Origin of the sequence: Nonomuraea sp. CA-218870 (assembly GCF_050936535.1) — a bacterium.
Classification (GTDB): domain Bacteria; phylum Actinomycetota; class Actinomycetes; order Streptosporangiales; family Streptosporangiaceae; genus Nonomuraea; species Nonomuraea corallina.
Genome location: NZ_JBNJMN010000001.1, coordinates 2,765,521 through 2,778,718, shown reverse-complemented (window position 1 = coordinate 2,778,718; position 13,198 = coordinate 2,765,521). Strand labels below are relative to the sequence as shown.

Sequence of the window (13,198 nt, the reverse complement as noted above, 5' to 3'; positions counted from 1 at the left end):
CGGCCGTCTTTGCGGGTTCCCGGCCCGTTCCTACGATCTGCGGAGACGACGACGGGAGCGGGCGATGGCGAGGGTACGGGTCATCCTGATGGCGGTGCTGGCTCTCGTGGCGGGGACGCTGGTCGCCGCGAACGGCACCGCCGCGGGCGCCGCCTCCACCCGAGTCATGCCGCTCGGCGACTCCATCACCGGCTCCCCCGGCTGCTGGCGGGCCCTGCTCTGGAACCGGCTGCTGGACGCCGGCCACACCGGCGTGGACTTCGTCGGCACCCTCCCGCCCCAGGGCTGCTCGGTCGCGTACGACGGGGACAACGAGGGGCACGGCGGCGCGCTCGTCACCACCGTGGCCCGCCAGAACCAGCTCCCCGGCTGGCTGGCGGCCACCCGGCCGGACGTCGTGCTGATGCACTTCGGCACCAACGACGTGTGGAGCGACGTCCCGCCCGCCGCCATCCTGGACGCGTACACCACGCTGGTGGGCCAGATGCGGGCGAGCAACCCGGCGATGCGCGTCCTGGTCGCGCAGATCATCCCGATGACCCCGGCCACCTGCGGCGCGTGCGCCCAGCGGGTGGTGGCCTTGAACGACGCCATCCCGGCCTGGGCCGCGGGCATCTCCACCGCGCGGTCGCCGGTGGTGGTGGTCGACCAGTGGACGGGGTTCAGCACCGCCGCGGACACCTACGACGGGGTGCACCCGAACGCGTCCGGTGACCGGAAGATCGCCGACCGGTGGTACCCGGCGCTGGTCGACGCCCTTTCCGGCCCGCACCCGACCGTCACCCCCACCGTCACCCCCACCGTGACGCCCACCGTGACGCCCACCGTGACGCCCACCGTGACGCCCACGGTGACTCCGGCGGGCGGGTGCACGGCCGCCTACCGCAACGCCGGTCAGTGGCAGGACGGGTTCCAGGGCGAGGTGACGGTGACCAACACGGGCACCACCGCGACGAGCGGGTGGCGGGTGTCGTGGACGTTCGCCGACGGGCAGCGCGTCAGTCAGCTCTGGAACGGCACCCTGACCGCCGACGGCGCCCACGTGACCGTGACGCATCTCGGGTGGAACGCCCTGCTGACTCCGGGAGCGTCCACGAGTTTCGGCTTTCTCGCGTCATGGAATGGTACGAATACCGCACCTACCCTTTCATGCTCAATTCTCTGACATTTACCTCAATGTTGCCCGGCTTGCTTCGTACAACTTTCAACGTTGCGGAATCGTGACGGCTCCTCCTCGGCGAACCCCGGCTGACCTGCGTCAGATCACGTGAAAACCACCGCTTACGGAAAGCCGAGACGCAGTTCCATGTCGAAGAATCGCAAGAACAGAGCGAGAAAGCTTTTCACCACCGTTCTGGCCTCGGTCGGGCTGGTGTATCTGGGCGTCACCATCGTCGTCGGCGGCACGAGCGCCGCCGACGAGGCCGCCGGCATCATCGGCGGTTTCGCCCTGATCCTGACCGCCCTCGGTCTGTTCAGGGCCCGGGGCGAGCCGCCGCCGGGCCGCGCCGGGAAGGACGTCCCCGGCGGGCGGCCGGAGGCCATGGCAGGACCTCCGATCAGCCTCACCACGACCGGCGCCCACGCCCTGGCCGCCGCACTCGGGCTGCCCGTCCGTCCTTCGTGCGAGCCGCAGCCCGGCTCTCCGGGTTGCCCGCGCCTGGCCGACCCCCACACGTCCGGCTCGGCGGCTCCGTGCCCCCGGAGGAACGACTCCCTGGTGGTGGTCGTGTTCGGCCGCCCGGGATGCCGCGCCCACCCCTGACGAGCGCGCCCCCGGACTGTTCAGGGAGCGGATCGGCCGGGCCCCGGCGGGGCCCGGCCAGGGAAGGGCGCTCTCCGCCGTTCGATCAGGGTGTACGCGCCGGAACCGGACCCGGTCGTCGCCGGGGCGATGACCGCCGCCCGCCTTCTCCCTGGTCAGATGCCGTCAGCTTCCCAGTACGGGAGATGGAAGGTGTCCGCCACCGGCCGCCACAGCTCGGCGAAGCGGCGCTTGGCCGTCTGGGCGTCGACCGACCGGTCCATGCCGCGTTCATAGCCGGGTCGCCGCCGGGCAGTGCGTCCACGCTCAGTTCCCTGGCGGCGGCCAACTGGGCGGCGCGGGCCTCGGTGATCTCCTTCAGCGCGCGCACCCCGCCGCTCCCGCACCCGCGGGCGCCGTCGACGGCCCCCTGAATGTCGCCCCACGAGCGGTGGCTCGCCGGCAGGAGGCCGTCCATGGCCGACGCCTGACGTGCGGCTTCGGGGTCGAGGGACACGCCGGACGCCGGGTCGTCGGACGCCCCGGTTGCGAAATATACAGAAATAGAATCCCTCGAATCGCTTCTCCGTTCATGGAGATATTCGATAACGGCGCGCCCCCAGCCACTTCTCCGGTCGTACGCTCGCTATGACGAAGGGTGCGCATGGACACGGAAACAACGCACACCGCCTCCACCCCGGCGGAAATGAATAAACCTCACATGAGCAACGTGACACGATATCTGTGCGCCGGCGCCTATCTCGACGACTGGTTCAGGGACCGCTACCGCGCGGTGGCGCCCTCGTACGGCGGGTGCGAACTCGTCCCGATCGTCCACCGCTGCCGCCGCGCGCGGACCATGCTCGTGGTCCGCGACGCGCTGATCACCGCGGTCTTCGCCGTGGGTCTCTGGTGGGCGCCGATCGCCCTGCTCAGCCGGCTGACCTTCCTGCTTCCGTTCACCCTGCTGACGGCCGACCGGGTGCGGCACGGGTCGCCGGCCTCCTATCCCCGCGTCGGCCCGGCCGGCCCGGTCGCCGACGCGCTCGTGATCCCGGTGGCCACGCCGGCCGTCGCGGTCGCCTACCGGATCGCCGTCTACCTGACGCCGGCGTGCCGTCGCGGCTGGGGCCGCTGCTCGACCGCCTGACCGAGCCCGCATCGGCGACCTCATCCCCTGACCGTCAGCCCCACACCTCCCGGGCGGTCTCCACGATCAGCGCCAGCTTGGCGAACTGCTGGTCGGCGGTGAGCACGTTGCCCTCCACCGTCGAGGAGAAGCCGCACTGCGGCGAGAGGCAGATCTGGTCGAGGTCGACGAACTTGGCGGCCTCGTCGATGCGGCGCTTGAGCGTGTCCTTCGACTCCAGTTCGCCGCGCTTGGTGGTGACCAGCCCGAGCACCACCATCTTGCCGGGCGGCACGAACCGCAGCGGCTCGAACCCGCCCGAGCGCTCGTCGTCGAACTCCAGGAAGAACCCGTCGACGGCCAGTTCGGAGAAGAGCGCCTCGGCGACGAAGTCGTAGCCGCCGGCGGCGGCCCACGAGGAGCGGAAGTTGCCGCGGCACATGTGGGTGGTGATGGTCATGCCGTCGGGCTTGCCGTCGATCGCGGCGTTGATCTGCTTGATGTAGCGCAGGTGCATGTGGTCGGCGTCGTCGCCGCGTTCGGCCAGCTCGGCGCGCTGGGCGGGGTCGTTCAGGTAGGCCAGGCTGGTGTCGTCGAACTGCAGGTAGGTGCAGCCGAGCTCGCCGATGCGGCGCACCTGCTGGGCGTAGGCGGCGCTGAGGTCGGACCAGAACTCCTCCACGTCCGGGTAGACGTCCTGGTCGATGGCGGCGGGGCCGCCTCGGTAGTGGACCATGCTGGGCGACGGGATGGTGAGCTTGGGCACCGCCGTGGTGACGGTGTCGCGCAGGAACGTGAAGTCGTCGGCGAAGATGGGGTCGGTGAGCCGGATCCTGTCGTGCACCCGCAGCGCGGCCGGGGTGAACTCGATGTCGCCCCGCTCGTTGTGGAAGCGGACGGTGATGTGCTCGTCGGTGGCCTGGCCGATGCCGCCGAGCCGGTAGATGAAGTCCATGTGCCAGGAGGCGCGCCGGAACTCGCCGTCGGTGGCCGACTGCAGGCCGATCGCCTCCTGTCTGCGCACCACCTCGCGGACGGCCTGGTCCTCGGCCTCGCGCAGCTCCTCCCCGGACAGGGTCTGCCTGGCCTGGAGGAGCCGTTGGGGCCGCAGCAGGCTGCCGACGTGGTCGGCGCGGAACGGCGGTGAGGTGCGCATGGGTCATCCCCTCGGGTCGCGGGTGGGCGCGGCGGGGGCGGGCCGATCAATGGCCGCCCTGGCCGTGGCGGTCGCGGATCCGGGCCTTGAGCAGCTTGCCGGCCGCGTTCCTCGGCAGCTCGGGCACGAACTCCACGTGTTTCGGGATCTTGTAGCGGGCCAGCCTGCCGTACAGGTGGGCGATCAGTTCGGCGGGTTCGGCCGCGACGCCGGGGCGGAGCACGACCAGGGCCTTGCCGACCTCGCCCCACTTGTGGTCGGGCACGCCGATCACGGCGACCTCCGCCACCGCCGGATGGCTGTAGAGCGCGCTCTCGACCTCGGCCGGGTAGACGTTCTCGCCGCCGGAGATGTACATGTCGCCGATCCGGTCGGAGATGCGTACGTACCCGTCCTCGTCGGCGATGCCCACGTCGCCGGAGCGGAACCAGCCGTCGGCGGAGAGGACCTCGGCGGTCTCCTCGGGACGCCTCCAGTAGCCGGGCGTGACGTTCGGGCCCTGCACGTACACCTCGCCCGGCCGGCCGGGAGGGGCGGGCGAGCCGTCGGCGGCGACCAGCTTGACGTCGGAGAAGAAGCACGGGACGCCGGCCGATCCGGCCTTGGCGATCGACTGCTCGGCGGCCAGGAACAGCGCGCCGGGCGCGGTCTCGGTCATGCCGTAGCCCTGCAGGAACGTCAGGCCGCGGTCCTGGTAGAGGCGGATGAGCGGCTCGGGCACCGGGGCGCCGCCGCATAACAGGTGGCGCAGGCTCGTCAGGTCGGCGCCGGGCCAGCGGGGTGACTGGGCGAGGAAGAGGAACATGGCGGGCACGCCGAACATGACCGTGACCCGCTCGGTCTCGACCAGGTCGAAGGTGCGGTCCACGTCGAAGGACGGCTCCAGGACGGCCCGGCCGCCCTTGAGCACCGTGGGGACGAGGGTCTGGGCGAGCGCGGCGATGTGGAACAGCGGGGCGCTGATCAGCGTCACCTCGTCGTGCCTCAAGGGCACGTCCACGAGCAGGTTGAAGGTGTTCCAGACGAGGTTGGCGTGCGTGAGCACGGCGCCCTTGGGCCGCCCGGTGGTGCCCGAGGTGTACATGATCAGACAGTGGTCGTCCAGGGCCACGGGCTCGTCGAGCGGCGCGGGGTCGCCGGAGGCGACCAGGTCCTCGTACGCGTCTGCCCGGACGTGCCGCCCCGGCAGGCCGGCCCCGTCGTGCCCGGCGCCGAGCAGCAGGATCTCCGCGCCCGCGTCCCGCAGGATGTGGTCCAGTTCGGGGGCGGCCAGGCGGGTGTTGAGCGGCACGAACACCGCGCCCAGCGCCCCGGCGGCGAAGAAGGTCTCGACCAGCGCCGGGTGGTTGGGGCCCAGGTAGGCGATCCGGTCGCCGGCCCGCGCGCCGAGCCCGCGCAGCGCCGACGCGAGCCGGTCCACGCGCGTGGACAGCTCGCGGTAGGTGCGGTGGTCCTCCCCGTACGTGAGAGCCACCCGTTCGGGCGTCATCCGGGTCCTGCGTGCCGGCCACGAGCCCAGCCCCTGATTCCGCATCGGCCTCCTTGAGGTTCTCCGCCCTCAAGTTAGGCCACTATGCGACGGCTGTCACGGTTGTGCCCAACATAGATCGGGAACGGTGTCGAGGAGCCCTTCGACGATGGCGTCCGCCTCCGGCCTGAACCGCTTGTGCAGCCGGTGGCAGACCCTCTGGGCCTTCTCGGCCGGCCAGTCGCGCGGCAGGTGACGCAGCGGCAGGCGGGGGTCGGTCCTGATGATCTGCAGCCACTCGGTGAGCAGCAGCAGCGAGCGGGCCAGGTCGTCCGGCGCGGCCGGCACCGGGTCCTGCCGGTCCCAGCGGCGCAGGAACGCCTCGTAGCGCCGGCCCAGCCCCGCCAGGTCGTAGGCGTCGGCGACCAGCGCCTGCATGTCGGTGGGCTGCCGCGGCTCGGCGGAGAACACCTTCACCCCGCAGCCCAGATCCTCGATCAGGCCGGTGGCGTCCACCTCCCCCGGAGCGATCCACAGTCCGTTCTGCAGCGGCCCGAAGCCGGCCCAGACGAGCCGCGAGCGCAGCTCGTGGCGCTGCCGCTGCCACGACTCCGGCAGCGAGAAGCCGACCAGGGTCCACCGGTCGTGGTCGGCGTCGTTGACCACGCCGGTGTGCCAGATCCGCCGCGCGCCGTCCTTGAGCACCTCCGCGCTGGTGGCGGTGAGGCCGAAGTACATGCGCCGCCCCGCGCGCTGGCGGCGCAGCAGCCCGCGACGGACCATCCGGGTGAGGGCCGAGCGGGTCGCCTCCTCGGAGATGCCGACCCGGGCGAACGCGTCGATGAAGCTGCCGGAGAACACGCAGGCGGACCGGCCGTACACGTGATCGCCGAGGAAGGTCAGGATCACCGATTGCGGCCGCACGCCGCCGTCCCGTTCCGCCACAGCCCGCTCCGCCGCAATGTTAGGCATTCTATTGACAGCCGTAATGTACCTGCCTACATTCGGGGCCACTTCCCCAGGAGGCCCCGATGCGCAAGCTGCTCCCGTTCCTGGCAAGTCTCGCGGTGGCCCTGGCCGCCTGCGGCGGCGGCGGAGGTGACGGCGGTGCTGACGGCGGTGCTGACGGATCCGGCGGGCAGGACCCCATCCGGGTCGGGCTCATCGTCTCGCTCACCGGCAACTACACGCCCCTGGGCAGCGAGGACAAGAAGGCGGTCGAGCTGGCCGTCGAGCAGGTCAACGCCCAGGGCGGGCTGCTCGGACGCCAGGTGGAGCTGGTCGTACGCGACGACAAGACGGCCCCCGACCAGGGCATCGTGGCCTACAACCAGATCAAGGGCCAGATCGACGCGCTGATCGGCCCGGTGTTCTCCAACTCGGCGCTGGCCATCGAGCCCCTCGCGCAGCGCGAGAAGATGCCCTACCTGTCGCTGGCCCCCGCCGTGGAGCAGGTCGAGCCGATCAAGTCGTACATCTTCGTCACGCCCGCGCTGTCCAGCATGTACGCCGAGCGCTACCTGCAGTACATCCAGGCGCAGGGCATCAAGACGATCGCGGTGGCCTGGGACTCCAAGAGCGCCTACTCGGTCTCCGGGCACGAGTCGATGGTGGAGCTGGCGCCGAAGTACGGCGTCACGATCGCGGTGGACGAGGCGTACGAGACCGGCACCTCCGACTTCAGCCCGCTGTTCCAGCACGTGCGCGACTCGGAGGCGGAGGCGCTGGTGTTCTGGGGCTCGGGCGCGCCGGGCGTGACCGCGGCCAAGCAGTACGCGGCCTCCGGGCTGAAGACGCCGCTGTTCCTGACCGCGTCGCAGGCCAGCAAGCTGTGGCTGGAGCCGATGGGCGAAGCCGCCGAGGGCATGACCGTGCAGAGCGCGATCGGCGTGGTGGGCGAGCACCTGCCCGACGGCAAGCAGAAGCAGGTCATCGAGCAGATGGCCAAGCCCTACCAGGAGAAGCACGGCTACCCGCCGCCGCAGTTCGCCCAGGACGGCTACAGCGCGAGCCTGCTGCTGTTCGAGGCGATCAGGAAGGCGGGCAGCACCGACAAGGAGAAGGTCCAGCAGGCGCTGGAGACGATGGACCTGATCACCCCGAACGGCCGCTTCCGCTACTCCCCCACCGACCACTCCGGACTCTCGCCCGAGTACATCTCGGTCAACACGGTCAAGGACGGCGCGTTCGTGCCGACCGAGTGGGCGCGGGAACAGCTGGCCAAGACCGTCGCCGGGCTGGGGTGAGCGGGTGCTGGCTGTCACCGGGGTGTCGCGCTCCTTCGGCGGCGTCTACGCGGTGCGCGACGTCTCGATCGACGTCGGCGAGGGCGAGGTGTGCGCCGTCATCGGGCCGAACGGGGCGGGCAAGTCCACGCTGTTCAACCTCGTCACCGGCCACCTGGCCGCCGACCACGGGGAGATCGCCTTCCTGGGGCAGCGGGTGGACCGGCTGGCCCCGCACCGGCGGGCCCGGCTCGGCATGTCGATCGTCTTCCAGGGGGCGCGGGTGTTCCGCGGCATGACGGTCCGGGAGAACGTCATGGTCGGCATGCACGGCCGTACCCGGTCGGGGTTCGTGTCGGCGGCGCTGCGGCTGCCCCGGCACCGCCGCGAGGAGCGGGAGATCGGCCGCGAGGCGGACGCCGCGCTGGCGCGGGTGGGGCTGGCCGAGTGGTCCGGCCGTGCCGCCGACCGGCTGCCGATCGGCCAGCAGCGGGCGCTGCAACTGGCCCGCGCCCTGTGCGCGCGGCCCCGGCTGCTGCTGCTCGACGAACCGGCCTCCGGGCTGCGCGGGCACGAGCGGGAGCGGCTGGCCGCGCTGGTGGAGGAGCTGCGCGCGGACGGGCTGACGATCCTGCTGATCGAGCACGACGTGGGCTTCGTGACCCGGCTCGCCGACCGCGTCGTGGTCCTCGACCTGGGTCGGGTCATCGCCGAGGGCCCGCCGGCCGAGATCCGGGAGGACCCGCTGGTGCTCGCCGCCTACCTCGGGCCGGCGTCATGATCGACGTAGCGGACCTGGTCGTCTCGTACGGCACGGCCACCGCGCTCGACCGCGTCACGCTCGCGGTGGACAAGGGCGAGATGGTGGCGCTGCTCGGGCCGAACGGGGCCGGCAAGTCGACGCTGGCCAACACGCTGGCCGGGCTGCTCGCTCCGGCGTCGGGCACGGTCCGGATCGGCGGCAGGCTGGCCCTGGTCCCCGAGGGCCGCCAGCTCTTCCCTGACATGTCGGTCGCCGACAACCTGGCGCTGGGCGGCTGGCGTTCCGGGCAGCGTGACCCCGCCCCCGTCTACGAGCTGCTGCCGCGCCTGGCCGAGCTGGCCGGGCGGCGGGCCGGTGTGCTGTCCGGCGGCGAGCAGCAGATGGTGGCCGTCGGCCGGGCGCTGATGTCCCGCCCGCAGGTGCTCGTGGTGGACGAGCTGTCGCTCGGCCTCGCCCCGAACATCACCGCCGACCTGGCCGCCCACCTGACCCGGCTGAACCGGGAGCAAGGGCTGGCGGTGCTGCTGATCGAGCAGAACGCGCGGCTGGCGTTCGAGCTGTGCTCGCGCGCGTACGTGCTCGAATCCGGTCAGGTGCGGGCCGAAGGCCCGTGCGCGGAGCTGGCCGACGACCCGCGCGTGGCCAGCGCCTACCTGGGCGGGGCGATCACATGAGCGCCTTCCTGACGTACCTGCTCAACGGGCTGGCCGTGGGCTGCGCGATCGCGCTCATCGCCAGCGGGCTGGTCGCCATCCACCGGGTGACCGGGGTGGTCAACTTCGCGCAGGGCACGTTCGCCGTCGTCGCGGGGCTGTGCACGTCCTCGCTGCTCGGGCTCGGGATGCCGCACGGGGTGAGCGAGGCGGCGGCGGTCCTGCTGGCCGGCCTGGCCGGGCTGCTGACCGGGCTGGCCGCGATCGGCAGGCCCGGCACCACGCCGCTGTCGTCGCTGATCGTCACGCTCGGCATCGGGGTGCTCGCGTACGCGGTCGAGATCGTGCTCTGGGGCGACCAGCCGCGCTCGGCCCCCGGCCTGGCCGGGTCGGTGACGATCGCCGGCGCCCGCATCCAGACCCAGCACCTGCTGGTCATCGCCGTCACCGCCGTCACGTTCGTCCTGCTCGCGCTCTTCTTCGGGCGCACCTACCTGGGCAAGGCGCTGACGGCGTGCGCGTCCAACCCGTACGCGGCCCGCGTGGTCGGCATCGACCCCCGGCGGATGGGCCTGCTGGCGTTCGCGCTCGGCGGGCTGCTCGGCGGGCTCGCCGGGGTGCTGATCACGCCGCTGCGGCCGATCTCCTTCGACACGGACGTGACCTTGATCGTGAACGCCTTCGCCGCCGCCGTGTTCGGCGCGCTCACCCGCCCGGTCGTCGCGCTCGGCGGGGCGCTGCTGCTGGGGGTGGCCGAGACCATGGCCGCCGGGTACGGGTACGGCTCGCACCAGCTGGAGGTGGCGCTCGGGCTGATGCTGGTGGTGATGATCGTGCAGGCGAGCCGCCGGTCGGCCATCCACGAGGAGGCGGTGTGATGAAGGTCGCCGCTGTACGGACCGCCGCCGGGGCCGCGGTCCTGGCCGTCGCGCTGGCGCTGCCGCTGGTGCTCGACGACAGCGCGCTGGCCGTCTACGTCCTGCTGGGGCTGGCCGCGATCGTGACGGTCGGGGTGTCGCTGCTGATGGGGTTCGCCGGGCAGGTCTCGCTCGGGCAGGGCGCCTTCTACGGCGTCGGCGCGTACACGGCGGCGCTGCTCACGCTGAACGGATTCCCCCCGCTGCTCGGGCTCGTGGCCGCGCCGCTGGTGGCCGCCCTGTTCGCGGCGGTGATCGGGATGCCGCTGCTGCGGCTGCGCGGCCACCACCTGGCGTTCGCGACGCTCGCGGTCCAGCTCATCCTGCTGTCGCTGGCCGGGCAGCTGGAGTTCACCGGCGGCGACATCGGGCTGCAGGGCATCCCGCAGTTCGGCGTCGGGTCCTGGGAGATGGACGGCGCGGCCGCGTACGCCTGGCTCACCTGGGGGGCGCTGGCGCTGGTCATGCTGGTCACGCACCACGTCATCACCTCACGGCCCGGCCGGGCGCTGCGCGCCCTGGCCACGAGCGAGACGGCCGCCGCCTCCTCGGGCATCCCGGTGGGCCGCTACAAGCTGGTCGTGTTCGCGCTGTCGGCCGCGTTCGCGGGGCTGGCGGGCGGCATCTACTGCTTCTACACCGGGTACGTCGCGCCGGGGTCGTTCCCGGTGCTGATCTCCATCCAGTACATCGTCATGGCCGTGGTGGGCGGGCTCGGCACGGTGTGGGGCGCGGTGGCGGGAGCCGGCGCGATCACCCTGCTCGTCCAGGGGCTCGACCGGCTCGCCGCGCTGCCGGGGATGCCGAGCTACGCGCCGAGCGTGCTGTCGTACGCGGTGTACGCGCTGGTGCTGATCGTGGTCGTGCTGTTCCTGCCGCAAGGACTGGTGCCGGCGCTCACCCGGCGGGACCGGCCGCCGAAGACGGGGCGGGCCGCCTGACCGTCGCCCGTCCGCTCCGCTAGGACCGGAAGAAGTCGGTGAGCACGGGAGCGAGGGCCTTGGCGTTGACGGTGTGCTCGCGCACGTCGACGACGCGGCGCTCAGCGCGGGCGACGCACGCGGCGATCGCGTCGGCGGCCTGGCCGAAGAAGTCGCTCCGCAGCCCCGCCATGTGCGGGTCGACGCCCGATCCCGTGGCCGCCAGCGTCGGCTGGGTGATCGTCGCGAGCCGGGCGGCGGGCGGAGGCCCGTCACCCAGGCATGCGGCGTCGTAGGCCAGCGTGTGAGCGAGCTCCAGCAGCGGGGACCACATCGGCGAGCTCTCCGCTCCGGCGATGTCCTCCTCTGAGACGCCCGCCAGCCGCATGAACAGCTTCACCGCCTCGCCGCGTCGCCCGTCGGCCAGCACGGCGCGCAGCTGCCTGACGTAGTCCTGCCAGGCCTGGACCGCGGTGTCGCCGATCGCGTAGGGCACCTCGAACACCGCGAGCCTGCCGATGGGCAGCCCGGCCGCCGCCGCTTCCAGGGCGAGCGCCCCGCCGGAGGAGGCGCCGAACAGGTGCGCCGGCCCGCCGACCTCGTCGATCAGCGCCGCGAGATCCTCGATCTCACGCTCCAGCGCGTACGGCCGCACGTCGCCGCTCCCGGCGCGGCCGCGGCGAGCGTAGTTGACGGCGGTGAAGTCTCCGGCCAGTTCCTGGGCCAGCGGCCCGTTCTCCGTCCCGTCGTCGAGCCCGCCGCCCACCAGGACGACGACCGGACCGCTGCCGGTCCGCTCATAGACGATCGTCGTGCCGTCCCGTGACCTCACCCGCGCCATGGCGTCTCCTCGCAGTCGAACTCCTGTTTGAGAAGACGTTACTCCTGAAAAAGGAGAAGTCCAGAGCAGGCTCGGCGACGGCTTCCGCCCCCGGCTCCCTCTAGAGCGCACCGGTGTAGAGCCAGCGGCCCTCGTGGCGGACGAACCGGCTGTGCTCCTCCAGCGTGCCCGGCTTGCCGCGGTGCACGTAGTGGGCGCGGAAGCGGACCGTGCCCTCGGTGTGGACGACGCTGCCGCCGCTGGTCTCCAGGATCTCCAGCCGCACCCAGCGGGTCTTCCTTTCGAGGTCCAGGCCGGGCGGGCGGGTCGACGGGTGCCAGGTGCGCATCAGGTAGGCGGCGTCGCCGACGCCGAACGCGGAGTAGCGCGAGCGCATGAGCTGCTCGGCCGTCGTGGCGGCGCTCTCGCCGCGGTGCAGCCGGCCGCAGCAGTCGGCGTAGGCGGCGGGCAGGCCGCAGTGGCAGGTGGCGGGCATGCACCTATTGTGCCGCCCTCTCGCACCGGTCCCGCGTCAGCCGTCCTGCGACACCCGTCCTACGGGAGGGCGGCGGCGAGGGTGGTGAGGGTGGCGCCGAGCGGGGCGTCGACGGTGAGGGTGGCGTGGTGGTCGCCGCCCGTGGCCCCCTGGTTGACGATCGCGATGGGCAGGCCGAGCGCGGCGGCCCGGTCCACGAAGCGCAGGCCGGAGCGGATGGCCAGCGACGAGCCCAGGACGAGCAGCGCCCGCGCCGACCCGACGAGCGCGAAGCACTGCTCGACCCGCGGGCGCGGCACGTTCTCGCCGAAGAAGACCACGTCGGGCTTGAGCACCCCGTCGCACGAGCGGCAGCCGACCAGCCGGAACCCCTCGACCTGCGCGTCGGTGAGCACCGCGTCGCCGTCGGGGTTGATCTGTCCGGCCTCGGCCGCCCAGCCGGGGTTGGCCGCGCGCAGCCGCAGGTCGAGGTCGGCCCGTGGGGTGCGTTCGCGGCAGGTCAGGCAGACCACCCGGTCGAGGCCGCCGTGCAGCTCGATCACCTGCCGCGCCCCGGCCGCCTGGTGGAGGCCGTCGACGTTCTGGGTGACGATGCCGGCCAGGAGGCCGCGCGTCTCCAGCGCGGCCACCGCCAGGTGCCCGGTGTTGGGGCGGGCCTCGCCGATCTGCCGCCAGCCGACATGGCTGCGCGCCCAGTAGCGCCGGCGGGCCTGCTCGCTGCCGACGAACCGCTGGTAGGTCATCGGCTCGGCGTTGCGGGACCGGCCGGTCGGGCCGCGGTAGTCGGGGATGCCCGACTCGGTGGACAGCCCCGCCCCGCTGAGCACCAGCACCCCGCCGGCCTCGATCAGGCCGGCCAGCCGGTCGAGCGCGGTGTCTGCTGCGACGGTCACGCTTCCATGGTGCA

General features: G+C 72.4%; 14 protein-coding genes. 8 read left to right on the top strand and 6 right to left on the bottom strand.

The genetic code is table 11. The annotated features are described in order from the left end of the window. The first annotated feature begins 64 nt into the window (after positions 1–64). The 3 genes from ACQEUU_RS13615 (at position 65) to ACQEUU_RS13605 (ending at position 2,894) form a co-directional block, all read left to right on the top strand. Positions 65–1,165: a cellulose binding domain-containing protein gene (locus tag ACQEUU_RS13615; RefSeq protein WP_433065128.1), complete on the top strand. Its 1,101-nt coding sequence runs from the start codon at positions 65–67 to the stop codon at positions 1,163–1,165. Between the two features lie 141 nt (positions 1,166–1,306). Beyond that, on the top strand, positions 1,307–1,765 hold the full coding sequence (locus tag ACQEUU_RS13610; protein WP_433065125.1) for a hypothetical protein: 459 nt from the start codon (positions 1,307–1,309) through the stop codon (positions 1,763–1,765). A 700-nt stretch (positions 1,766–2,465) separates the two neighbouring features. Further along, positions 2,466–2,894 carry a hypothetical protein gene (locus ACQEUU_RS13605; RefSeq protein WP_433065123.1) on the top strand — a complete coding sequence of 143 codons (429 nt, stop codon included), beginning with the start codon at positions 2,466–2,468 and terminating at the stop codon, positions 2,892–2,894. 34 nt (positions 2,895–2,928) lie between these two features. On the opposite strand, the gene ACQEUU_RS13600 is transcribed toward ACQEUU_RS13605, so the two are convergent. From ACQEUU_RS13600 to ACQEUU_RS13590, 3 genes are read right to left on the bottom strand one after another with little or no spacing between them, the layout of a single operon-like run. After that, positions 2,929–4,029: a 5-methyltetrahydropteroyltriglutamate--homocysteine S-methyltransferase gene (locus ACQEUU_RS13600; RefSeq protein WP_433065120.1), complete on the bottom strand. Its 1,101-nt coding sequence runs from the start codon at positions 4,027–4,029 to the stop codon at positions 2,929–2,931. A 46-nt stretch (positions 4,030–4,075) separates the two neighbouring features. Beyond that, positions 4,076–5,563, bottom strand: coding sequence for an acyl-CoA synthetase (locus ACQEUU_RS13595; RefSeq protein WP_433065117.1), 1,488 nt, complete (start codon positions 5,561–5,563; stop codon positions 4,076–4,078). Positions 5,564–5,614: 51 nt separating this feature from the next. After that, positions 5,615–6,442, bottom strand: coding sequence for a PaaX family transcriptional regulator (locus ACQEUU_RS13590; RefSeq protein ID WP_433065115.1), 828 nt, complete (start codon positions 6,440–6,442; stop codon positions 5,615–5,617). Between the two features lie 86 nt (positions 6,443–6,528). On the opposite strand from ACQEUU_RS13590, the gene ACQEUU_RS13585 reads away from it, so the two are divergent. Genes ACQEUU_RS13585 through ACQEUU_RS13565 form a run of 5 tightly spaced genes read left to right on the top strand, consistent with a single transcriptional unit; the run spans position 6,529 to position 10,996 of the window. After that, positions 6,529–7,743 carry an ABC transporter substrate-binding protein gene (locus ACQEUU_RS13585; RefSeq protein ID WP_433065113.1) on the top strand — a complete coding sequence of 405 codons (1,215 nt, stop codon included), beginning with the start codon at positions 6,529–6,531 and terminating at the stop codon, positions 7,741–7,743. Between the two features lie 4 nt (positions 7,744–7,747). After that, a complete protein-coding gene (locus ACQEUU_RS13580) occupies positions 7,748–8,503 on the top strand; it encodes an ABC transporter ATP-binding protein (protein ID WP_433065110.1) in 756 nt (251 codons plus the stop codon). Beyond that, positions 8,500–9,159, top strand: coding sequence for an ABC transporter ATP-binding protein (locus tag ACQEUU_RS13575; protein ID WP_433065107.1), 660 nt, complete (start codon positions 8,500–8,502; stop codon positions 9,157–9,159). Before ACQEUU_RS13580 ends, ACQEUU_RS13575 begins: the two co-directional genes overlap by 4 nt. After that, positions 9,156–10,016, top strand: a complete 861-nt coding sequence (locus tag ACQEUU_RS13570) for a branched-chain amino acid ABC transporter permease (protein ID WP_433065104.1) — start codon at positions 9,156–9,158, stop codon at positions 10,014–10,016. The genes ACQEUU_RS13575 and ACQEUU_RS13570 overlap by 4 nt, the downstream gene beginning before the upstream one ends. Further along, positions 10,016–10,996, top strand: a complete 981-nt coding sequence (locus ACQEUU_RS13565) for a branched-chain amino acid ABC transporter permease (protein ID WP_433065101.1) — start codon at positions 10,016–10,018, stop codon at positions 10,994–10,996. Before ACQEUU_RS13570 ends, ACQEUU_RS13565 begins: the two co-directional genes overlap by 1 nt. Before the next feature lie 19 nt (positions 10,997–11,015). On the opposite strand, the gene ACQEUU_RS13560 is transcribed toward ACQEUU_RS13565, so the two are convergent. The 3 genes from ACQEUU_RS13560 to ACQEUU_RS13550 all read right to left on the bottom strand — a co-directional run bounded on the left by ACQEUU_RS13560 (position 11,016) and on the right by ACQEUU_RS13550 (position 13,184). Next, complete coding sequence (locus ACQEUU_RS13560; RefSeq protein ID WP_433065099.1) at positions 11,016–11,816, bottom strand: alpha/beta fold hydrolase; 801 nt, start codon at positions 11,814–11,816, stop codon at positions 11,016–11,018. A gap of 100 nt (positions 11,817–11,916) precedes the next feature. Beyond that, complete coding sequence (locus tag ACQEUU_RS13555; protein ID WP_433065096.1) at positions 11,917–12,291, bottom strand: YchJ family protein; 375 nt, start codon at positions 12,289–12,291, stop codon at positions 11,917–11,919. A 59-nt stretch (positions 12,292–12,350) separates the two neighbouring features. Continuing rightward, positions 12,351–13,184 carry an NAD-dependent protein deacetylase gene (locus ACQEUU_RS13550; protein WP_433065094.1) on the bottom strand — a complete coding sequence of 278 codons (834 nt, stop codon included), beginning with the start codon at positions 13,182–13,184 and terminating at the stop codon, positions 12,351–12,353. Between the last annotated feature and the right edge of the window lie 14 nt (positions 13,185–13,198).

Bases quoted from the DNA above. Each gene is read 5' to 3' on its own strand.
- ACQEUU_RS13585 (WP_433065113.1), top strand. From the start codon at position 6,529: ATGCGCAAGCTGCTCCCGTTCCTGGCAAGTCTCGCGGTGGCCCTGGCC.
- ACQEUU_RS13615 (WP_433065128.1), top strand. From the start codon at position 65: ATGGCGAGGGTACGGGTCATCCTGATGGCGGTGCTGGCTCTCGTGGCG.
- ACQEUU_RS13565 (WP_433065101.1), top strand. From the start codon at position 10,016: ATGAAGGTCGCCGCTGTACGGACCGCCGCCGGGGCCGCGGTCCTGGCC.
- ACQEUU_RS13555 (WP_433065096.1), bottom strand. From the start codon at position 12,291: ATGCCCGCCACCTGCCACTGCGGCCTGCCCGCCGCCTACGCCGACTGC.
- ACQEUU_RS13560 (WP_433065099.1), bottom strand. From the start codon at position 11,816: ATGGCGCGGGTGAGGTCACGGGACGGCACGACGATCGTCTATGAGCGG.
- ACQEUU_RS13600 (WP_433065120.1), bottom strand. From the start codon at position 4,029: ATGCGCACCTCACCGCCGTTCCGCGCCGACCACGTCGGCAGCCTGCTG.
- ACQEUU_RS13605 (WP_433065123.1), top strand. From the start codon at position 2,466: ATGAGCAACGTGACACGATATCTGTGCGCCGGCGCCTATCTCGACGAC.
- ACQEUU_RS13575 (WP_433065107.1), top strand. From the start codon at position 8,500: ATGATCGACGTAGCGGACCTGGTCGTCTCGTACGGCACGGCCACCGCG.
- ACQEUU_RS13595 (WP_433065117.1), bottom strand. From the start codon at position 5,563: ATGCGGAATCAGGGGCTGGGCTCGTGGCCGGCACGCAGGACCCGGATG.
- ACQEUU_RS13610 (WP_433065125.1), top strand. From the start codon at position 1,307: ATGTCGAAGAATCGCAAGAACAGAGCGAGAAAGCTTTTCACCACCGTT.
- ACQEUU_RS13570 (WP_433065104.1), top strand. From the start codon at position 9,156: ATGAGCGCCTTCCTGACGTACCTGCTCAACGGGCTGGCCGTGGGCTGC.